We start from the raw sequence: 19,240 nt of genomic DNA on the forward strand, positions 1-19,240 counted from the left end.
TTCTAAGAGCGATCCTGACTAAAGATGGAAACGGCTGAGATGACTGAAACGAATGTAAACAGGCCGAGCACCGCCATGCTGATGAAAAAGGAGGCGTCAAAAACGCCCCGATACGAGGCGCGGACCGCTTCCACTCCATAAGTGGCCGGATTGATCCGGCTGACCATCTGCATCCAAACCGGCATGAAATCGGTCGGCACCAGCGCCGGGGAGAAGAAAAGGAGGGGGAGCGTCAACATGTTTCCCATCACGACCAACGGCTCTTCTTTTTTCAGGATCATCGCGAGCGCATTCGAGACGGCGGAAAAGCCGATCGCAAGGAGAAGCACGGCAACCCAGATCCAGAAGAGACCCGCTCCGCGGGGAAAGCCGGCCCCAAGCAAGGCGGCCACGCCGACCAAGAGAAAAACCTGGATGACGACCGTCAGCCCCGCATGCAACAGACGGCTCAAAACAATGGCGGTCCGGGAGATCGGGGCGACCAGAAGTTTTTCCATGATTCCAAAAGTCAGGTCTCGAAGCAGGTTCACCCCCGACCAGGAAGAGCCGAACAACACGGTCATGACGATCACCCCCGGTGCGAGGAACTGGATGTAATCGGCTTCTGGGAAGCCGGGAAGGCGCGAGAGGTTCTTGAACAATTGACCGAAGATGATCAACCAGAGAAGCGGCTGGACCAGTCCGAAGAAGGTCCAGATCGGCATCCGCCATGTCATCAGAAGATATTTTTTGAGGAGGGCTGCAGTATCGGCCACCAGCCATTTCACCGGCATTCCTGACGCCGGAACCGGGGTCGATGTTGGGGCGACAACTATTTTTTGTTCCATCCTTGATCCTTCTTCCACTCGCCCTGGGGCCACTCCCCTTGCGGCCACTTTTTCTCGGAGGGTTCTTCAGGTTTCGCCGGGGCATCGGCCGCGGGATCCTTCGGTTCCGGCTGTTTCCATTGGTTGCCCCACTCTTTTTCCGAGCCGGTTTCTTTCTTCTTCCACTCGCTTCCCCACTCTTTGCCCGACTCCCCCGATTCCCCTTCCTTCTGCCATTTCTTAGCCCACTCGTTTTCGCCGGAATTGTTGTCCCATTTTTTCCCCCAGGAGCCCCATCCGGCGGAGTCGTTTTCTTTTTTGTCTTCGTCCGCGAAATTTTTGCCGGTGTATTTTAAAAAGACATCATCGAAAGTGGGACGGGTTAAAACGACGGTCTCCGCAGTCAAGCCGAGTTCGTCCACACACTGGAGCAGACGGGGAAGAAGTCCTTTCCCGTTCTCCAGGTAGAGGCGAAGCTGATTTTCCTGGCGGATAACTTCTTTGATCCATTCCTTTTGGCGAAAGGAGGCGACGACCGATTCGGAAAGGGGCTGTTTGAAAGTGAGGTGAACGCAGTCCGCGCCGAGACTATCTTTGAGCTGATCGGGGGTTCCGATCGTTTGAACCCTTCCGTGATTTAAAATCCCAACCCGGTGGGCCAGCTGATCGACTTCGTCAAGGTAATGCGTTGTTAAAAAGAGGGTGACCCCCTGTTCCCGGTTCAGCCGGCGGAGATAACTCCAAAGGTCGGATCGGCTTTGTGGATCGAGTCCCAACGTCGGCTCATCGAGGAAGAGGAGTTTGGGTTCGTGAATCAGCGCGGTGGCGATATCCAACTTCCGCTTCATCCCGCCCGACAAGGCCCCCACCCAGAGATCGATCGTCCCTTTCATATCAAGCAGATCGAGCAAAAAGATCATTCTTTCCTGGAGAGAAGATGCGGGGAGGTGGTAGAGTTTTCCTTGAAGAAGAAGATTTTCGCGGACCGTCATCGCCGGATCGACGCCGCTTTGCTGACCGACATACCCGAACGACATTCGAACCGCCAGCGGATTTTCGACGACATCATAGCCGGCCACCCGGACCGTCCCGGAGGTGGGTCGGAGAAGGGTCGTCAAGATTTTGATGGTGGTCGTTTTTCCGGCCCCGTTGGGGCCGAGGAAGCCGAAGACTTCGCCTGAGGGAACTTGAAAGCTGATATCGTCGACTGCTTTTCGTCCGGAGGCGTATTCTTTTATCAGGTGCTCGATCTGGATCATTTCGGGAAGGGCTCGGGACGGGTATAGGTTCCTGACTTGCCGCCGCTTTTGGAGAGAAGACCGATCTGACCGAAGCTGATCCCCTTATCGATCGCCTTGCACATGTCGTAAATCGTCAGCGCGGTCACCGTGACGGCCGTGACCGCTTCCATCTCCACACCGGTCTGGCCGGAGGTTTTGACGGTGGCGTTGATTTGGACGGCGGCCGGGCCCCCATTTTCCGCAGGATGGATTTCGAAATGAATATCGACATTGGTGAGAAGCAGAGGATGGCACATCGGGATCAGGTCGGGCGTCCGCTTGGCCCCCATGACGCCGGCCACCTGGGCCACGGCGAGGACATCGCCCTTCGCAATTTGTCCCGCTTGAATCCGGGCCAAGGTTTCGGGTTTCATATAAACCATGCCGGTCGCCACTGCCGTGCGATGGGTGTCGGCCTTTCCGGACACGTCGACCATTCGCGCCCGGCCTTCTTGATTAAAGTGGGTTAACTCGGTTTCCGCCATGTCAGCGCCTCCCGGAATCATTCCTTAAGATATAGATAAAGCAGCAGAAATTTCCGGCTGAGTCTAACATACGATTCGGTGGGTGTCAATAAAGTCGGTACTGGAAAACACGAGGCATTTCTCGCTGAAATCTCTTCCCAATCAAGTGATTATGCGCTAGGGTGCTTTGGTTGACAGAATAGGGACATTTAGATATCATTCCGGACGATTGCCTGAAGGAGGACAAGATGTCATTAAGGGAGCTGATTCACTCCGATATAAAAAAGACGGGTCCGACGACCACCCTGGTCGAGACGGCCCAAATGATGCGACGGTACAAAATCGGCTCCGTTTTTGTAGAAGACGGGGGACAATATATCGGCATCGTTACGGAGAGCGATCTGGTCCGGAAAGGGCTGACCAAGGAGGTTTCTCCCGAGACCCCGACCCGCTCCGTCATGCATGTGCCGTTGCTTGACATCGACGTTGAAAAATCGCCGATCGAAGCGAATCATTTGATGCATCTGAACGGAATCCGGCATCTCGCCGTTTCAGAAAGTGGAAAGATCGTCGGAATGATCTCCGTCCGGGACCTGGTCCGGTATTTCTCGAACGACAAAAAAAGCCCCCTGCACGCCATGACCGATATCGTCAAACCGCTGACCGTTTTAGTCCGTCGTGACATTCAAACGGTTGACTCCTTTGCGACGGCCCAGGAAGCGGCGCGAAAAATGGATGAGAAGAAAATCGGTTCGTTGATGGTCGTTGACGAGAAACGGTACGTCGGAATCATCACCGAGACCGATCTGGTCCGAAAGGTGATCGGTTACGGGCTGAGCGCCTCTAAAATCCCGGTCGGGGTGATCATGAATACGCCGGTTCTCGATATCGACCTTTCACGGACGATTCAAGAGGCCAACGAGATTATGGCGACGAAGGGGGTCCGGCACCTGGCCGTGACCGAGAGAGGAGAGATCATCGGCATTCTTTCCATCCGAGATCTGATCGGCATGATCTCGATCCGCGACCTTCCCCGTTTTTTTTCGAACCAAAAATAAGGCGGCCCGCCCCATCGGTCGGACCCCTCACTCAATCTGGGGACAAAACAGGATGGACATCGAACAAGAAAAACGGCACGAGCCGGAGTATATGACCCCCATTTACCGGATGGCGGTGACGCAGTTTGACCAGGCGGCCGACCAGCTCAAGCTCGATCCGAACGTCCGGAAGCGTCTTGTGGTTCCGAAACGGGCGATCATGGTCTCCGTTCCGATTCGAATGGATGACTCACATATCGAAGTGTTTCACGGCTATCGGGTCCATCACGACAATACCCTCGGCCCTTCCAAAGGAGGGATTCGGTATCATCCTGAAGTGAATCTCGGCGAGGTCTGTGCGCTGGCGATGTGGATGACCTGGAAATGCGCATTGATGGGCCTTCCCTTCGGCGGCGCCAAGGGAGGAATCAGCTGCGATCCAAACGCCTTTTCGCGAAACGAGCTGCAGCGGCTGACCCGGCGATATACCGCGGAGATCATCCAGTTCATCGGGCCGGATGTGGATGTCCCCGCCCCGGATGTCGGCACCAACGAGCAGGTGATGGCCTGGATGATGGATACCTACAGCCAGTTCAAAGGCTACTCCATCCCGGAAATCGTCACCGGCAAGCCGATCGTCATCGGCGGCTCCCTCGGGCGGATCGAAGCGACCGGCCGCGGCGTGGTCTACTGCATCATGGAGGCGTTTAATCATCTCGGAACGAGACCGGAAGGGAAAAAGATCGTTGTTCAGGGGTTTGGGAATGTCGGATCGAACGTCGCGAAGGTCCTTCATCAAGAAGGGTGTCAGATTATTGCCGTCAGCGATGTCCGCTCCGGTGTTTACAATCCGAAGGGGCTCGATATCCCGGCCCTGCTTCAATATCTCTCGCACAGCCGGTTTATCGAGGGATTTCCCGGCGGAGAGCCGATCACGAACCGCGCGTTGCTGGAGCTCCCCTGTGATGTCCTGGTGCCGGCCGCCCTTTCGGGCCAGATCACGGAGGAGAACGCCGGGCGGATTTCATGCACCATTCTGGCGGAGGCGGCGAATGGGCCGACGACCCCCGCGGCCGATCTCATCCTTCAAGATCGAGGAATCTTTTTGATCCCCGACATCCTGGCCAATGCCGGCGGGGTGACGGTCTCTTACTTCGAATGGGTACAGGATCTTCAGAACTTTTTCTGGAAGGAAAAAGAGATCAACGAAAAGCTGCGGGAGATCATGTCGAGCGCCTTCAACGCGGTTTTAACCCTCGCTCAAGAAGAAAAGGTCAGTATGCGAATGGCGGCGCTGATGCTCGCCATCCGTAAAATCGCCAGCGCCAAGCTGGCGCGCGGCGTTTTCCCCTGAGCATTCCGTCGTGGGTCAATTCTGGAGTTTCTCCAAGCGTTTGATGTAAGCATAAAGGGCGGGGTTCTTCTTTTCCATATCGTGAAACTCCAGCCCGATGGCATATTGACCCGCTGCTTTAAGTGCAGTGGCCCAAACCACTTGACCGTAGAGCGATTCGTCGATCGCCTCCCCTTCTTCGGTCTTCACTGATATTTTCACGAGCAGCAGATCCCCCTTTTGGTAAGGACCTTTGACGTAAACCCCCATTCCATAGATCGAAACATCACGAATCATCGCATCGACCGTTTTTTGAAGACCGTGCGGTGTGATGCGGGCCACAGTCAGGAGCGGAACCCGCTTCTGTTTTCTGCGATTCTCCATGTCCTCGTCTTAATGATGGGGTCAGGTTGTTTTCTATGTTAGATGGATGTGACCCAAGGATTCGGAGCGCAGGGTGCCGACCGAGGAAGATACCTCGGAATGGGCGTGACAGCAAAAGAAGCTCTCGATCTCTGCGGGCGGATCGAAGATATAGTCGGTCGGTTCTTTGCGATGAATCCGTTTTGAGAATTGACGCAATCTTTTTGCCTCGGCCAGGCGCTGACTCCCGATCGGATCATACCGATAGCAGATCGAGTCTTCCGGATGGTTCAAAACATTGACGATCAAGTTGAGACATTTTCGGTTGAGTGACTGGACATATTGCTGAGGAACATCCCAACGCGAGTTCCGCGAGACCAGAGAAACGGCCTGCTGGCGTTTCCCCAAGTCATACAGCTTGACGGCGTGGGTAAAGAGCTTTTTCTTCATATCGAATGAGACCAGGTCTTTTTTGACGATCTCCTGGACGAAGCGGTCGCTCTGATCGTTGGCCCCCGAGAGGATATCGAGGACCTGCTTCCAATATTTTTGATCGGCGAATTCGTCCGCGCGGAGCTCCCAATAAATATGGCCCAGTCGCGTGGTGGAAGAGGTCAGATAGAGCTGGTTCGGAACGTAAACGTTATGGGCGATGATGTCGGCGGCCAGGTGAGCGATGTAGCCGCACGCGAACGACTGCAAACGGGGATCGTCCGCCTGTTGGAGAAGCCGCCGGGCGGTCGACCAGTTGTGGCAATGATCGGCATGATATTTGGAACCTTTGCCGATAAAGATATCGGCGCTGACGCAGCCGTATAAGAAATCTCGCGGGAAGGCGCGCAAAACCTGAACCAATGATCCGGTCAGCCATTGAAGATTTTGCAGGAGGGTCGATCCATGCATCATGTGCATGCCGACCCCCCAGGCATAGGCCGCCTCATCCGAGAAGAGCAAAACAACGAATGACAGAATCAGCGGCGTGATCCATCGTTTTCTCCGTCCGCTCGAACCTCTCCCTTCAGCGGTTTTCTTCCGCGTCGGTCCCCGCATATCGAAGTTCCTCATCCGCATGCTTCCGTTCGAAACGGACAAGCGCCCCCTTCTTGTCCTTGATTAAACTTTGCGAAAAATTCACGCCATTCTCGAAAGCGCGTGGAGAGGGTTCGATAACTGGCCTCGTCGTCGATATCCAAGGCAGCGCTGCCGATATTTGTTTCGACCACTTTGAAGCGGGTTCCCAGGAAGCGGCTTATTTCCCGCTCCACTTTGGAAAGAGCAAGGGACCGGCGGAATAGTGCGGCCAGTCCGGAACGGTTGGATTGCGCGAGGGAAACGGCCGCTTGAGCCAACAGGTAAGATTTCAATACGCTCGGCCATCCCGGCCGTTTTAAAATTTCGAGCATAATCCGGATTCGATTTCCGAGGTATTTCTGGTAACGATGATCATAGAGTTGTTGAATGTCCCGCCCCGCTCCGATGCGAAGCGGACGGGCCAGATGGAGATTATTCAGCCGATAGGCCTGCGTGCGTGTGTAGACGTAGGCCATCTTCATCCCAGGCTGGTCTGCTTTCGGATAGAAGGGGGTCAGCGCTTCTTCCGGTGTGACGCCGAGACAGTAATCCGATTCTTCCATATCCGCTTTGGAAATGAATTCCCGAATTTCAGCGGGCGTGATCAGAGGAATATCGGCGGGAAGGAAGAGGCCGGGCGGATCGCCGTGGTTCAGCCGATGAACGTCCATGCCGTCTTGATAACCTGGCAGGGAACGGCTGTAGGCGGCCAGGATATTCTCGATGAGACTGTTCTTTTGTTCAAGGACTTCGATTTTCTTGAAGAAGAGCGTATAGGGAAGGGCTTGTTCGATCTCTTCCATCATCTTTTTTTGGGGACCGATGAGATAGATACGGTCGATTTCAGCCACTTCATCCAAGGCTTTGAGAACATGAATGAAGAGAGGATATCCCTCCAATTTAAGGAGAGCTTTGTTCGTTCCCAGGATCTGGTGGCTTGCCCCGCGGTCGCCCGCTAAAACAAATGCGTCCATTTTCCATCCGTTGCGTCGTTGGAAAGTATCTTAACATAGTCGCATGGGTTTGTCGATTTGGTTCATCTCTATGAAATGAAAGCTTAAATTGAGGTTGTTGACTATGTTAAAATAAGGCATGCAGAAATTATCCACCTTCCTCAAATCGAGACCCCGCGCCTGGATTTCCGGGAACAAAGTTCAGATTCTCAAAGACGGTTCCGAAATCTTTCCGGAGATGCTCAAAGCAATCAAAGAGGCCGAGGAAACGATCCATCTGGAGACCTACATCTTCCGGAGCGATCGTGTCGGATGGCGATTTGCGGAAGCCCTTTCCGAAAAAGCACGAGAAGGGGTCTACGTCCAACTTATTTATGACTCTCTCGGCTCACTGACCACCGACCCAGCGCTCTTCCGTTTTATGGAAGAGGCGGGAGTGGAACTCTTCGAGTATCACCCGATTGCTCCATGGAAATGGGGGTGGAACCTAAAGTGGAACTTGAAGCGGCGCGATCATCGAAAAATCTTGGTGGTGGACGGCCGCTGCGGTTTCGTCGGGGGGATCAACATCGGAGAAGAATACGCCGATCCTGCGGAAGGGGGCGGAGGGTGGCGCGACACCCATTTGAAGCTGGAAGGGCCGGCGGTTTTAAAACTCCAACAGATCTTTCTCACGACCTGGTTTAAGAACAAAAAAAGGCGCCTGAAACCCGATACAACTTACTATCCGGAAGTCTCTTCCTCGGGGAGGCTGGGGGTATCGATTGTTGCATCGAACGGTCTTCGAGGCCGAAATCAGATCAAGAAGGCCTATCTCAGGGCGATCCTTCGCGCCAGAAAAAGAGTCTGCATCACCAACTCTTACTTCGTCCCCCCGCATTGGTTTTTGACCGCTCTGAAGAAAGCCTGTCGAAGGGGGGTCGAGGTGATGATCCTCGTCCCCAAGCGGTCCGATGTCCGGATCATCGATTATGCCACCCGCGCCCTCTATAGCCGGCTTCTGAAATGGGGGGTCCGTATTTTTGAGTGGGAAGGACCGGTCTTGCACGCCAAGACGGCGGTCGTCGACGGGCGATGGAGCACCATCGGTTCGTCCAACATCGATCAGCTCAGCTTCTTCTACAATCTTGAAGTGAACGTGGTGGTACTCGGCGCTACTTTTGGCGACAAAATGGAGGGGATGTTTTGGGACGATTTGAAGTGCTCGCGTGAGATCCGCGCCACGGAATGGACCCGCCGGAATTGGCTCCAGCGTCTCTTGGAGAATACGTTTTATTATATCGTCGGATGGATCTGATCGGTGCGGATTGGGGGGTGGAAGCCCGGCGATTATCCCTTCTTGATCTCTGATGCTAAGATAATCGCCTCGGCGATTTCCCGCATCGTCTTCCGGGTGTTCATGCTTTGACGTTGAATCAGCCGGAACGATTCCTCCTCCGAGATCTTTCCCTGCTTCATCAAGATCCCCTTCGCTCGTTCCACCGCTTTGCGGGTCTCCAGCGCCTCTTGCATGGCGGACGACTGCTGGACGAGGGTCGTATTCTCGATGGCGACCGCCGCCTGATTGGCCACCGTCTGGAGGATGTTGATCTCCTCCGGGGTAAAGTGGTGCTCTTTGGAGGTGTAGCTGTTGATCACCCCGATCACCCGATCTTTGATCATCATCGGGACCGACAGGAGAGAGAAAAGCCCTTCTTTTTTCGCCAACTCCGGAAATCGGAAGTGAGGATCGCCCGTGACATCGAGAACCGTGATCGGCCGGCGCTCCTTCACCACCCGGCCGGAGACGCTCTCCCCGATCTTCACGTTCGCTTTTTGCCGATACTCTTCGCTCAGGCTTTGCGTCGCAACGATCTTCAACTCCCCTTTCTGCTCGTCGAGGAACATGATCGAGCAGATCTTCGAATTCATCATCCCCGCGGTCATCGTCACGATCAAATTGAGAATCTCTTCAAGGTATCGATTGGAGGCGATCATCGTGCTCATCCGGGAGAGGGTATCGATCTGCATCGCCTTCCTTTTCATCTCTTCATAGAGCCGCGCGTTTTCGATCGCGCTGCCGACCTGATGACCGATCGTGGTCAACAGGGCGATCTCCCCGTCCGAATGATAGTGAGGCTTTTTGTGTTGAACGTTGATCACGCCGATGATCTCCCCTTTGCTGATCACCGGCACCGAGAGGAAGGCGTGGTAGCGATCTTCGGGGAGATTATGGAACAGCGCAAAACGAGGATCCTCCGACGCGTCTTTGGCGATGGCGACCATCTTTTTTTCTTTGGCCACCCAGCCGGTGATCCCCTCCCCCAGTTCCAAGCGGATCCGGCCGATCAGCTTCGGATGGGGATTTTTGGATGCGCGAAGGGTCAGCTCCTTTTGGGTTTCATCGAGGAGATAAAGAAGGCAGGCGTCGGCCTGCGTGATTTCGACGACCATTTCGACGATTTCCTTAAGGACGACCTCGAGCTCCAGGTTTGAGCTGATCTGCTCCGTGATGCGATGAAGCACCCCGAGCTCTCGTGTCTTTTGCTCCAGGGCCCCTTTCGTCGCGGACCCTTTTTTCGTCGAAACGGTTTTCTGCGTGCGTGTCGGCATTGCGAACATCCTTCTCCTTTGAACAGGCGGAGAAATATAGCATAATTTAAGTGGTACGGCAATAAATTAAAGAGATCGAGGGTTTTGCGGGACGATCCATCCATGATCCGCGCTTGTTAAAGCCGGAACAAACTGTTCGATTTGAACGGTTGTTTCAGCCTTTTCTCATCATTTCGGGATAGCCCTCTATAGGATTTTCACTTCTTCTCTCCGGTCACGCCGAACACCTTGATCAGCGCGGCGTAGTCTTCTTCTCCGAAATTCCTCCGCTGCGCTTCTTGAAAGAGACCGTCCAGGAGGCGCGAGATGGGCGCCTCGAATTCCTTTCGTTCCGATTCTTCCACCGCCAGGTGAACATCCTTGGCCATGTGCTTCAACGAAAAGAGCGGCTCGAAGTTTTCCTTCAGGACCGCTTCTCCTTTCAGTCGCAATAAGGGAGAAGCGAGCGCGCCGGAGGTCAAGACCTCCAGGATCGCTTCTCCGGAGAGGCCGCCCCGTTTTCCCAGGGTAAATCCTTCGAAGAAGGTCGCCATCGCCCCGGCCATCGACAAATTGTTGACCAGCTTCATCAACGATCCTTGCCCGATCGCTCCCATATGAACGATCTTTTTCGACATCGGCTGCAGGACCGGCCGGGCCCGTTCCAGGACCGTTGCGTCTCCTCCGACCATCAGGAGGAGCTCGCCGGCGGCGGCCGCCGGTTTGCTCCCGGTCATCGGCGCGTCGAGAAAGGCGACGCCCCGCTCGGCGCATGCGGCGCCGAGCTTTTTGGAGGTTTCCGGGGAGACGGTCGTCATATCGATGTAGAGGCTCCCTTTCTTCAATCCCTCCAGCAGGCCCCCTTTGAGGACCACCTGTTCAACAGAAGCCGGATCAGCCAGCATGGTGATCGCCGTGTCGGCCTCGGCTGCCGCTTCTTTCGGTGAGGTCGCCTCTTTGGCGCCCATCTTTTTCAGCCCTTCGGCCTTTCCCGGTGTTCGGTTCCAGACGGTCAGTTCGAACCCGGCACGAATCAGACGCTCGGCCATCCGGCTCCCCATGATCCCCAATCCCAGAAATGCAATCTTCATCGGTTCCTCCTTGTCGAACCATCTATATCAGATCGAAAATCGGATGACAATCCCAATTTCTAACGTGTTGGCGCCTCGCTCGATCGGATTAATCTTATGAGTGAAATAGACAGCGCTCGGAAGAAAGGCTATTCTGTCGATGAAGATCATCGATCCGGGTGAGGGAGAAGACGGCCCGGTCCAACGAGTCCGTAATGAGATAAGGAGGTCCTATGAAAGCGGTTGTGTTTCACGGTGTGGGTGATATTCGATACGAAGAGGTTCCCGATCCGCGGATTGAGAAGCCGAACGATGCCGTCGTCCGTATTGTCGCAAGCGCCATCTGCGGGACCGACCTTCATATGATCCGGGGGACGATGCCGGGGATGAAACCGGGAACGATCTTGGGACATGAAGGGGTTGGAATCATCGAGGAGCTGGGACCCGATGTCCGCAATTTCAGCGTCGGCGACCGGGTCATTATCCCCTCCACGATCTCTTGCGGCTACTGTTCCTACTGTCGGGACGGATATACCTCTCAGTGCGACAACGCCAATCCCAACGGCCCGCTGGCCGGAACCGCTTTCTTCGGCGGTCCCGCGCAGACCGGCCCGATCAACGGGCTCCAGGCGGAACGGGCCCGCATTCCCTTCGCCAATTCGACGCTGGTTCTCGCGCCGGAAGGGCTGACCGATGATGAAGCGATTCTACTTTCGGACATCTTCCCGACCGGCTACTTCGGCGCCCGGCTGGCGGAGATCGGTCCGGGAGATGCGGTCGCCGTTTTCGGCTGCGGTCCGGTCGGACAGTTCGCCATTGCGAGCGCCAATCTCCACGATGCGGGGATGGTTTTCGCCATCGACACGATTCCCTCCCGTCTGGAGATGGCGCGGGCGCAAGGTGCGATTCCGATCGATTACAATCAGGAAGATCCGGTCCAAGCGATTCGGAGGCTCACCGGCGGAATCGGAGTGGACCGCGCCATCGATGCCGTCGGCGTCGACGCCTCCCGGCCGCATCAGGGACCGGCGGCGGAGCAACTCAAACAGAGGGAGCAGCAATTCCGGCAGGAGCGCCAGGAGATCGCGCAGCAGACGCAGCCGCAGGGAGACAACTGGCATCCGGGCGACGCGCCTTCGATCGCTTCGGTCTGGGCGGTCGACGCGCTGGCGAAGGCGGGAACCCTTTCGATCATCGGCGTCTATCCGGAGAGCGATCGATTTTTCCCGATCGGGAAGGCGATGAACAAGAACCTGACCCTCAACATGGGGAATTGCAACCATCGAAAGTATATCCCCATATTGATCGAGATGATTATGACCGGCGTGATCGATCCGACCGAAGTCCTCACACAGCATGAATCGTTCGATGCGGCGCTCGATGCCTACAAAGCCTTCGATAAACGGGAGCCCGGTTGGATCAAGGTAAAGCTGGAACCGGCGGAGGTCGCGTCATAACAAAGGTTGCGGAAATCGTGAATTGGAACGACATTATTCTCTGGGGTTTATTGGCGACCGGATTGTTGACGACCCTCATGCGGGGCGCGGAAGGCCTCGGTTATACTCGGATGGACATCCCGTTCATGTTGGGAACGATGTTTACGTCGAACCGCGATTTCGCCAAGGTGATCGGATCGGTCGTTCACTTCATCAACGGTTTTCTTTTCTCGCTTCTCTATGCGGTTTTCTTCAGCGGGTTCGGATTCGTCTCCTGGTGGCTGGGGGCGCTGATGGGGATCGCTCACGGAGCGTTTGTTTTGATCGTCGTCCTTCCCCTCCTGCCGGGGGTCCATCCGAGGATGGCTTCGGAATTCTGGGGACCCACCCCCACCCGGCTTCTGGAGCCCCCCGGCTTCCTCGCCCTGCATTATGGTTATCAGACGCCGGCCGTCACCATGATCGCTCATTTCGCCTTCGGTATAGTCCTGGGGTCCTTTTATAACTTGTGATCGGCCAGTCGAAGCGCCGCCGCAATGTGCGAAAGGTGGGAGAGCGCCTGGGGGAAGTTGCCGAGAAAGAAGCCGTCTTCGCGAATTTCCTCCGAGTAGAGACCGACTTCATTGGCCCGGCGGTTGAGCTTCTCGAAGAGGGCGGCCGCTTCGGCGCGGCGATCGAGCATACAGAGCGCCTCCACCCGCCAGAACGCGCAGGCGAGGAAGGTTCCTTCTTCCCCCTCCAATCCGTCGTCGATCCGATAGCGGTAGACCAGATCTTCAAGGGCGAGCTCTTTTTCCAGGGCGTCGACCGTCCATTTCAGTCGCGGATCTTTCGGCTCGATAAAACCGACCAGCGGGAAGATAAAGGCGGTTGCGTCGAGCGCCGATCCTCCGAGCGTTTGCGTAAAGCTGCCGAGCGCCGGATGAAATCCTTCTCTCAGGATAATCTCCCGGATCTCCCTCCCCGTTCGTTCCCATCGTCTTTGATCGCATGAGAGGCCGAGTCTTTGAGCAATATGTAAGGCTCGATCGAGCGCCGTCCAACAGAGCACTTTGGAATGGACGTAATGCTGGCGCGGCCCGGGAATTTCCCAAATGCCGTGGTCGGGATAACTCCAGTGGTCGGCGACGTAATCGGCCATCCGGCAGAAACTCCGCTGCATGTCCCTGTCGAAACGGCATCCGTTCTGCGTATAGAGCCACAAAGCGTCCATCACTTCGCCGTAGACGTCGAGCTGATATTGCGCTTCCGCGTTGTTGCCGACCCGCACCGGCCGCGAGCCGCGATAACCTTCGAGATATTCGACCTCCCGCTGAGGTTTACCAAGACGGCCGTAGACGTCATACACGACCTTCAATGAGGGCTGCGTCAGGCGTGTCGCATGCATGAGCCACTGAACAAACCCGGCGGCTTCTTCTCGGAATCCGAGGCGGAAGAAGATCTGAGCCGTGAAGGAGGCGTCTCGCAGCCAGCAGTAGCGATAGTCCCAGTTTCGGTTGAATCCGATCGCCTCCGGGAGCGACGTTATCGGGGCCGCCACAATGGCATTCGAGGGCGCGAAGGAGAGGAGCTTTAAAATGAGGGCGCTTCGAACCACCGCATCTCGGTAGGGCCCCCGGTAATTGCAGCCACCGGCCCACGCTCGCCAGTATCGAATGGAACGCTCCTTCACATCATCGACCCCTTCGTCCAGCCGCGGATAAACGGCCGGGGCATCCCGCGCATAGGCGAGCCAGAAGACGGATCGCTCCCCGCCTCCGATCGTCCACTTCCCAGACAGCCCCTCGCGCTTCATTTCCATAAAGCAATCGGAGGCAAGATGAAAGAGTCCCCCGTCGATATCGGCAAAATATCCTTCCCGGCCTCGGCGTTTGAATTGGGGGATCAGCTGTCCGTCATTCGGGCGAGGAAAACAGTCCACTTCCATCTCGACATTTCCGTCAATCCCCTCCACAATCCGCAGGATGCTGCGGAACGGGATCATCATCTCCTGCTTTTCTTCCTCCGTCAGGGCCGGCATAAAATCGGTCATTCGAACGATGCCGCTTCGGGTATGGAACTCGGTGATCAAGAGGTTGGTGTCGTGGATGTAGCGGCGCCGGGTCGAGTAGGCGCCCGTTGGCCGGATGGCGAAATAACCTCCGCGCAGACAGTCGAGGAGACGGTTAAAGATAGACGGGCTGTCGAACCGGGGCAGACAGAGCCAATCGATCGACCCGGTGTTGGAGATGAGCGCCGCGCAGCGGGAGTCGCCGATGAGGGCGTAATCTGAAATTTTGGGAATCGTTTGAAGCGCCATGCGTCATACGCTATAATAAACGAGGGCCGGTGAGGCGAGATCTCTTTCTATCATGGTAAAGGAAAGATGGGAGGAGAGGCAAGCGATGGCGCGGCGGTTCATCAGATAGGGCTTGAATCTATTTTAGAATTCAGTTAATCTTTATAAATTAATTTACCATGGCGGGATAAGATGAAATCGATTTCAATTCAACGGCAGACGGCATTTTTTCTAGGCTTTCTCACGATGATCCTTCTCCTCGCGGGATGCGACGGCGACAGTACGACCGGAGGGGGGGGCGGTGGAGCTTGCGCCACCGCAAACTGCTTCGGGGGAGGAAGCACCGGAGGGGGAGGATCGCAGAACCCCAACCTGTCGATCTCGGCTGTTCCGGGAGATGGTGAGAACACGTTGACCTTTGCGCTCAGCTCCGGAAACGCCGACTCATTTAACCTCTATTGGTCTACCTCTCCCGACACCACGACCCCCACCTGGAATAAGATCGAAGGGGTGACCAGTCCATTCGTCCACGACAATCTGACCAACGGCATTCCCCGCTTCTATGGCGTCACTGCGGTTTCAGGCGGCAGCGAAAGCAATCCTTCCGCGGCCGTCGGCGCGATGCCGGGAAAGTGGACAGCGTTGAACCCATTGACCGACCCTCCGGCACGCGACAGCCACACGGCGGTTTACAACTCTACGACGGACAGGATGATTATTTTCGGAGGAAAAACTCAGGCGATAACATTACAAGATCTGTGGGTCTTATCGAATGCTTCAGGTGATTTAGGGAGTCCTAATTGGCCTCAGTTTAATGCTATTGGTGTTCCACCTTCAAGCCGCGCCAGCCATACAGCGATATACAATAAGCAGACCAATAAAATGGTTGTGTTTGGAGGCTCGGAAGATATAGACGGAAATTTTAACTCCCTTCAGAATGATCTCTGGCTACTTTCAAATGCGGATGCAGATGGAGTGTCACCAACCTGGCAGCAACTGTTCCCCAACGGTTCCCCCCCTGTTCGCTGGGGGCATGGAGCGGTCTACGATGAGCAAGCAGATATCATGATCGTGTTCGGTGGTGTTCAGACGGGAGTGGCCATATTAAATGATGTCTGGGTCTTAGAAGAGGCAACAATGCAAGTGGTTCCTACCTGGCGACAGATCCTGATCCCTGCGACTAGTGGCCCTTCGGCCCGCTGCTGCATGGCGGTCGGTTATGATTCAACAAACCGTCGAATGATCATCTTCGGTGGATCGGGATTTGGACAGGGTGGACCCGTTCAGCTCGGAGATCTTTGGACGTTAACGTTTGATCAGACTTTTACAACGGCGACGTGGAAAGAACTCACCCCTTCTGTAGGAACGGCGCCTTCGGCCCGCTGCTGTGCGGCGTCGTTCTGGGACGGTAGCAAGTTTCTTCTTTTCGGAGGAGGCGATTTCGATAATTCGTCCGATGATAAAATCTATGCCTTCGTTTTACAAGACGACACTTTTGCGACTGCCGATGGACCCTCGGGAGGACCTCCCGCGCGGACTTTTCCGACGGCCGTTCCCGCCGGGCACTTTCTGTTGTTCGGCGGCACGGAGTCATTAACGCCGTTGAACGATCTTTGGCGGCTGGAATAATAATAGTAAGACAGGCAGGCACATACGCCTGCCCCTATCTCGCTCTGAAATGAATCCCCTTCCGTCTCGTCAGGTGATAGAACCCGTATCGTGACAACGTCGAGCCGATTCCGCTTTCTCTCGCTCCTGTCCAGGGCAAGCAAGGATCGAGGTAGTCGCAGCGGTTTTGGAAAACGGTCCCCGCCTCCAACTCCCGCGCGATGAGCTCGGCCCGCATCCGATCGCGTGTCCAGATGGAGGCGGTGAGGCCGTAGCGGCTCTCGTTCATCCGGGCGAGCGCCTCGCCGTCGTCTTTGACCGAGAGGACCGGGACGAGCGGACCGAAGCTCTCCTCTTGCATTACCTTGGCGTGGTTCGGAACGTCGGTCAATAAAGTCGGCTCGAAGAAATTTCCCTTCATCCCCTTGACCCGTTTTCCGCCGAGAAGAAGCCGCGCCCCGCGGCGAACCCCCTCCTTCACCTGGCTTTCCAAAAACGGCAACGCTTCCCGGCGGGCGAGTGGACCGAGCGTCGTCTTCTCGTCGATCGGATTGCCGAGCTGATATTGTTTCATTACTTCTCTCGCCCGCTCGATGAATTTTTTATAGAGGGAGTGATGGACATAGACCCGCTCCACCGCGCAGCACGACTGCCCGGCGTTGTAGCAGGCGCCGTCGACGATGTTCTCCGCGGCAAAGTCGAGATCGGCATCCGCGGCCACGTAGGCCGGATCTTTTCCTCCCAGCTCGAGCCCCGCGTCGATCAGTCGCTTTGCCGCTTGCTGATAGACCTTCCTTCCGGTGGCGACCGATCCGGTGAAGGCAACGTAGTTGATCCGTGGGTCGCCGATCAGCTGAGAGGCGTCCCTGTCGGTTAGAATGAGGCTGGTGACGAGATTCGGCGGGTCGAGCTCGCCGAAGGCCGCTTCAAAGTGGCGGCCGATCAGCGGTGTAAGCGGACTGTGTTTCAACAGGACGCTGTTCCCCGCCAGGAGCGCCGGAACGACCACATTCACCGCGGTCAGCAGCGGATAGTTCCAGGGGGCGATGTTGTAGACGACGCCGAGCGGCGCATGCTCGATCCGAAGATGAAAACCAGGCTTTCCCGGAAGGATCTCGGGGGCGAGGGTTTCCTTCGCGATCGAGAGCATATATTCGGCCCGATGGAAGAAGCCCTTCACCTCATTCCGCGCCTGTGTCAACGGTTTTCCCATCTGCAGCGTGATGTCGCGGGCGATTTCGTCGGCATGATCTCGAAAGTATTTCAGCCCCTGCTCGACGCGGCGCGCCCGTTCTTCCAGAGAAAGACGGCGCCATCGCTCATACGCCTTGCGCGCGCCGGCGACTTTCCCTTCGATCTCCTTTCCCCGGTCGAACGGCAGCTCGATGAGAAGTTTTTGATCATAAGGATTAATGACTTTCAGATACACCGCTTTCCTCCTGTGATTTTTCTTCCATAAAGAGGGGCTTACTCCGGCGTCACATACGCGGCGGTGATCCCGCCGTCTACCATCAACGACGCGCCGGTCATGTACGACGAATCGTCGGAGGCGAGGAAAAGGGCCGCCTTGGCGATCTCCCTCGCTTCCCCGAACCGGCCCATCGGAATGTGGACCAGCCGCCGCTGCTTCTTCTGCTCCGTGTTCAGGAACTTCATCAACAACTCCGTCCGGAGCGGACCGGGGCAGAGGGCGTTGACCCGAATTCCCTCCCGCGCATGAATCACCGCCAATTCCCGCGTCATCGCGAGAACCCCCCCTTTGCTCGCCGTGTAGGCCAGTTGCGGGGTGGCCGCGCCGAGGACGGCGACGAACGAGGCGGTGTTGATGATCGATCCCCCTCCGGCCCTTTTTAACGCGGGAATGCCATATTTGCAGCCGAGGAAAACCCCTTTGAGGTTGATCGCCATCGTTTTCTCCCAGACCGTTTCTTCGGTCGTCATGGCGTTGTCGTCGTTGCTGTCCATGATCCCGGCATTGTTGAAAAGAATGTTCAGTTTTCCGAAGGTCTGTTCCGCCGCGGCGACCATCTTGTTACAGTCATCCCCTTTGGAAACGTCTGCGTGGACATAGATCGCCTTGCCCCCCTTCAATTCGATCTGTTTCACCGTCTCTTTTCCGGCGGCGTCGTTGACATCGACCGCCACGATCCCGGCCCCTTCGCTCGAAAAAAGGAGGGCCGCTTCCATCCCGATTCCACTTCCCGCCCCCGTGATCAGAGCGACCTTATCTCTTAACCGCATCGTCCTCTCCTTATTTTTTATCTTCGTTTCCAATCTGAAGCGGCGCTGACGAGGGCATTGAAGAGCTTTTGATGAAGCGGCTCATCGGCGGCGGCCAGCTCCGGATGCCACTGAACCCCGATCAGCCAAGGATGATCGGACATCTCGACCGCCTCCGCTGTTCCGTCGGGAGCCTGCGCGACCACTTTCAAACCGGGGGCCGGCTGGCGAATCGCCTGATGATGCCAGGAGGGGGCGAGGAATTCCTCTTGAAAGAGGATTTCGGCGAGACGGCATCCCGCCGTGAGCCGAATCGAATGTTGTGTCGGCTCCCGGGGCGGGAGCCGGTGGAAGATCGTTTCACCGACCGCATCGGGGAGGTGTTCGATCAATGTCCCCCCCAGGGCGACGTTGATGACCTGGCTGCCGCGGCAAACTCCCAACGTCGGCAACGCCGATTGCGCGCTGTATTGGACCAGGGCGATCTCGCTTTTATCCCGCTCCGGATCGACCATGTAGATCGCCGGATGGGGGGCGCCGCCGTAGAGGGCCGGATCGATATCCCCGCCGCCGGTCAGAATCAACCCTTCGAGTTGGACCAAGAGACTCTCCGTGTGAGGCTCTCCGGGAGGAAGGAGGAGCGGAATGCCCCCGGCGCGGCGGACCGCATCGACATACTGCGCCGGAAGATAAAAGCGGTTGTTCTCACCGCGGCCGTAGGTGGTGATCCCAATGAGCGGAGGGGACATT

At 56.3% G+C, this 19,240-nt stretch carries 18 protein-coding genes; 6 read left to right on the forward strand and 12 right to left on the reverse strand.

What is annotated here, in order from left to right; translation table 11 throughout:
* Positions 1–2 precede the first annotated feature (2 nt).
* The 3 genes from MCM46_19055 to moaC are packed head-to-tail and all read right to left on the reverse strand — an operon-like array spanning position 3 to position 2,571.
* Complete coding sequence (locus tag MCM46_19055) at positions 3–827, reverse strand: ABC transporter permease (GenBank protein MCG3113908.1); 825 nt, start codon at positions 825–827, stop codon at positions 3–5.
* The gene (locus MCM46_19060) at positions 812–2,065 is read right to left on the reverse strand and encodes an ATP-binding cassette domain-containing protein (protein MCG3113909.1); all 1,254 of its coding nucleotides are present in this window, start codon (positions 2,063–2,065) and stop codon (positions 812–814) included. Before MCM46_19060 ends, MCM46_19055 begins: the two co-directional genes overlap by 16 nt.
* Complete coding sequence (gene moaC / locus MCM46_19065) at positions 2,062–2,571, reverse strand: cyclic pyranopterin monophosphate synthase MoaC (GenBank protein MCG3113910.1); 510 nt, start codon at positions 2,569–2,571, stop codon at positions 2,062–2,064. The genes MCM46_19060 and moaC overlap by 4 nt, the downstream gene beginning before the upstream one ends.
* Before the next feature lie 227 nt (positions 2,572–2,798).
* On the opposite strand from moaC, the gene MCM46_19070 reads away from it, so the two are divergent.
* Together MCM46_19070 and MCM46_19075 are read left to right on the forward strand one after the other, a co-directional pair.
* A complete protein-coding gene (locus MCM46_19070) occupies positions 2,799–3,608 on the forward strand; it encodes a CBS domain-containing protein (protein MCG3113911.1) in 810 nt (269 codons plus the stop codon).
* 52 nt (positions 3,609–3,660) lie between these two features.
* Complete coding sequence (locus MCM46_19075) at positions 3,661–4,941, forward strand: Glu/Leu/Phe/Val dehydrogenase (GenBank protein MCG3113912.1); 1,281 nt, start codon at positions 3,661–3,663, stop codon at positions 4,939–4,941.
* Positions 4,942–4,956: 15 nt separating this feature from the next.
* Here MCM46_19075 and MCM46_19080 read toward each other — a convergent pair whose 3' ends face one another.
* The 3 genes from MCM46_19080 to MCM46_19090 are packed head-to-tail and all read right to left on the reverse strand — an operon-like array spanning position 4,957 to position 7,328.
* On the reverse strand, positions 4,957–5,304 hold the full coding sequence (locus MCM46_19080; GenBank protein ID MCG3113913.1) for a PilZ domain-containing protein: 348 nt from the start codon (positions 5,302–5,304) through the stop codon (positions 4,957–4,959).
* A 33-nt stretch (positions 5,305–5,337) separates the two neighbouring features.
* Positions 5,338–6,348: a zinc dependent phospholipase C family protein gene (locus tag MCM46_19085; protein ID MCG3113914.1), complete on the reverse strand. Its 1,011-nt coding sequence runs from the start codon at positions 6,346–6,348 to the stop codon at positions 5,338–5,340.
* Positions 6,345–7,328: an NTP transferase domain-containing protein gene (locus MCM46_19090; GenBank protein ID MCG3113915.1), complete on the reverse strand. Its 984-nt coding sequence runs from the start codon at positions 7,326–7,328 to the stop codon at positions 6,345–6,347. The genes MCM46_19085 and MCM46_19090 overlap by 4 nt, the downstream gene beginning before the upstream one ends.
* A 118-nt stretch (positions 7,329–7,446) precedes the next feature.
* Between MCM46_19090 and cls the strand changes: the two genes are divergently transcribed.
* The gene (cls, locus tag MCM46_19095; GenBank protein MCG3113916.1) at positions 7,447–8,604 is read left to right on the forward strand and encodes a cardiolipin synthase; all 1,158 of its coding nucleotides are present in this window, start codon (positions 7,447–7,449) and stop codon (positions 8,602–8,604) included.
* 32 nt (positions 8,605–8,636) lie between these two features.
* Here cls and MCM46_19100 read toward each other — a convergent pair whose 3' ends face one another.
* Both MCM46_19100 and MCM46_19105 read right to left on the reverse strand, forming a co-directional pair.
* Positions 8,637–9,899, reverse strand: a complete 1,263-nt coding sequence (locus tag MCM46_19100) for a GAF and ANTAR domain-containing protein (protein ID MCG3113917.1) — start codon at positions 9,897–9,899, stop codon at positions 8,637–8,639.
* A 197-nt stretch (positions 9,900–10,096) separates the two neighbouring features.
* Positions 10,097–10,969 (reverse strand): NAD(P)-dependent oxidoreductase, encoded by an 873-nt coding sequence (locus MCM46_19105; GenBank protein MCG3113918.1) that lies wholly within the window; start codon positions 10,967–10,969, stop codon positions 10,097–10,099.
* A gap of 212 nt (positions 10,970–11,181) precedes the next feature.
* Here MCM46_19105 and MCM46_19110 point away from each other — a divergent pair, with 212 nt between their 5' ends.
* Positions 11,182–12,405, forward strand: a complete 1,224-nt coding sequence (locus tag MCM46_19110) for a glutathione-dependent formaldehyde dehydrogenase (GenBank protein MCG3113919.1) — start codon at positions 11,182–11,184, stop codon at positions 12,403–12,405.
* A gap of 17 nt (positions 12,406–12,422) precedes the next feature.
* The gene (locus MCM46_19115) at positions 12,423–12,896 is read left to right on the forward strand and encodes a hypothetical protein (GenBank protein MCG3113920.1); all 474 of its coding nucleotides are present in this window, start codon (positions 12,423–12,425) and stop codon (positions 12,894–12,896) included.
* Here MCM46_19115 and MCM46_19120 read toward each other — a convergent pair.
* Positions 12,884–14,683 (reverse strand): glycoside hydrolase family 15 protein, encoded by a 1,800-nt coding sequence (locus tag MCM46_19120; protein ID MCG3113921.1) that lies wholly within the window; start codon positions 14,681–14,683, stop codon positions 12,884–12,886. The genes MCM46_19115 and MCM46_19120 overlap by 13 nt on opposite strands.
* A gap of 171 nt (positions 14,684–14,854) precedes the next feature.
* On the opposite strand from MCM46_19120, the gene MCM46_19125 reads away from it, so the two are divergent.
* On the forward strand, positions 14,855–16,291 hold the full coding sequence (locus MCM46_19125; protein MCG3113922.1) for a hypothetical protein: 1,437 nt from the start codon (positions 14,855–14,857) through the stop codon (positions 16,289–16,291).
* A 34-nt stretch (positions 16,292–16,325) separates the two neighbouring features.
* Here the strand turns inward: MCM46_19125 and MCM46_19130 are convergent, their stop codons facing one another.
* The 3 genes from MCM46_19130 to MCM46_19140 are packed head-to-tail and all read right to left on the reverse strand — an operon-like array spanning position 16,326 to position 19,239.
* Positions 16,326–17,699: an aldehyde dehydrogenase family protein gene (locus MCM46_19130; protein MCG3113923.1), complete on the reverse strand. Its 1,374-nt coding sequence runs from the start codon at positions 17,697–17,699 to the stop codon at positions 16,326–16,328.
* Between the two features lie 38 nt (positions 17,700–17,737).
* Positions 17,738–18,511 carry a glucose 1-dehydrogenase gene (locus tag MCM46_19135; GenBank protein ID MCG3113924.1) on the reverse strand — a complete coding sequence of 258 codons (774 nt, stop codon included), beginning with the start codon at positions 18,509–18,511 and terminating at the stop codon, positions 17,738–17,740.
* Between the two features lie 17 nt (positions 18,512–18,528).
* On the reverse strand, positions 18,529–19,239 hold the full coding sequence (locus MCM46_19140) for a gamma-glutamyl-gamma-aminobutyrate hydrolase family protein (GenBank protein ID MCG3113925.1): 711 nt from the start codon (positions 19,237–19,239) through the stop codon (positions 18,529–18,531).
* Position 19,240: the final 1 nt, after the last annotated feature.

The organism is Candidatus Manganitrophus morganii, assembly GCA_021651055.1.
Lineage (GTDB): Bacteria > Nitrospirota > Nitrospiria > SBBL01 > Manganitrophaceae > Manganitrophus > Manganitrophus morganii.

Bases quoted from the DNA above. Each gene is read 5' to 3' on its own strand.
- MCM46_19055 (MCG3113908.1), bottom strand. From the start codon at position 827: ATGGAACAAAAAATAGTTGTCGCCCCAACATCGACCCCGGTTCCGGCG.
- MCM46_19060 (MCG3113909.1), bottom strand. From the start codon at position 2,065: ATGATCCAGATCGAGCACCTGATAAAAGAATACGCCTCCGGACGAAAA.
- moaC (MCG3113910.1), bottom strand. From the start codon at position 2,571: ATGGCGGAAACCGAGTTAACCCACTTTAATCAAGAAGGCCGGGCGCGA.
- MCM46_19070 (MCG3113911.1), top strand. From the start codon at position 2,799: ATGTCATTAAGGGAGCTGATTCACTCCGATATAAAAAAGACGGGTCCG.
- MCM46_19075 (MCG3113912.1), top strand. From the start codon at position 3,661: ATGGACATCGAACAAGAAAAACGGCACGAGCCGGAGTATATGACCCCC.
- MCM46_19080 (MCG3113913.1), bottom strand. From the start codon at position 5,304: ATGGAGAATCGCAGAAAACAGAAGCGGGTTCCGCTCCTGACTGTGGCC.
- MCM46_19085 (MCG3113914.1), bottom strand. From the start codon at position 6,348: ATGAGGAACTTCGATATGCGGGGACCGACGCGGAAGAAAACCGCTGAA.
- MCM46_19090 (MCG3113915.1), bottom strand. From the start codon at position 7,328: ATGGACGCATTTGTTTTAGCGGGCGACCGCGGGGCAAGCCACCAGATC.
- cls (MCG3113916.1), top strand. From the start codon at position 7,447: ATGCAGAAATTATCCACCTTCCTCAAATCGAGACCCCGCGCCTGGATT.
- MCM46_19100 (MCG3113917.1), bottom strand. From the start codon at position 9,899: ATGCCGACACGCACGCAGAAAACCGTTTCGACGAAAAAAGGGTCCGCG.
- MCM46_19105 (MCG3113918.1), bottom strand. From the start codon at position 10,969: ATGAAGATTGCATTTCTGGGATTGGGGATCATGGGGAGCCGGATGGCC.
- MCM46_19110 (MCG3113919.1), top strand. From the start codon at position 11,182: ATGAAAGCGGTTGTGTTTCACGGTGTGGGTGATATTCGATACGAAGAG.
- MCM46_19120 (MCG3113921.1), bottom strand. From the start codon at position 14,683: ATGGCGCTTCAAACGATTCCCAAAATTTCAGATTACGCCCTCATCGGC.
- MCM46_19125 (MCG3113922.1), top strand. From the start codon at position 14,855: ATGAAATCGATTTCAATTCAACGGCAGACGGCATTTTTTCTAGGCTTT.
- MCM46_19135 (MCG3113924.1), bottom strand. From the start codon at position 18,511: ATGCGGTTAAGAGATAAGGTCGCTCTGATCACGGGGGCGGGAAGTGGA.
- MCM46_19140 (MCG3113925.1), bottom strand. From the start codon at position 19,239: ATGTCCCCTCCGCTCATTGGGATCACCACCTACGGCCGCGGTGAGAAC.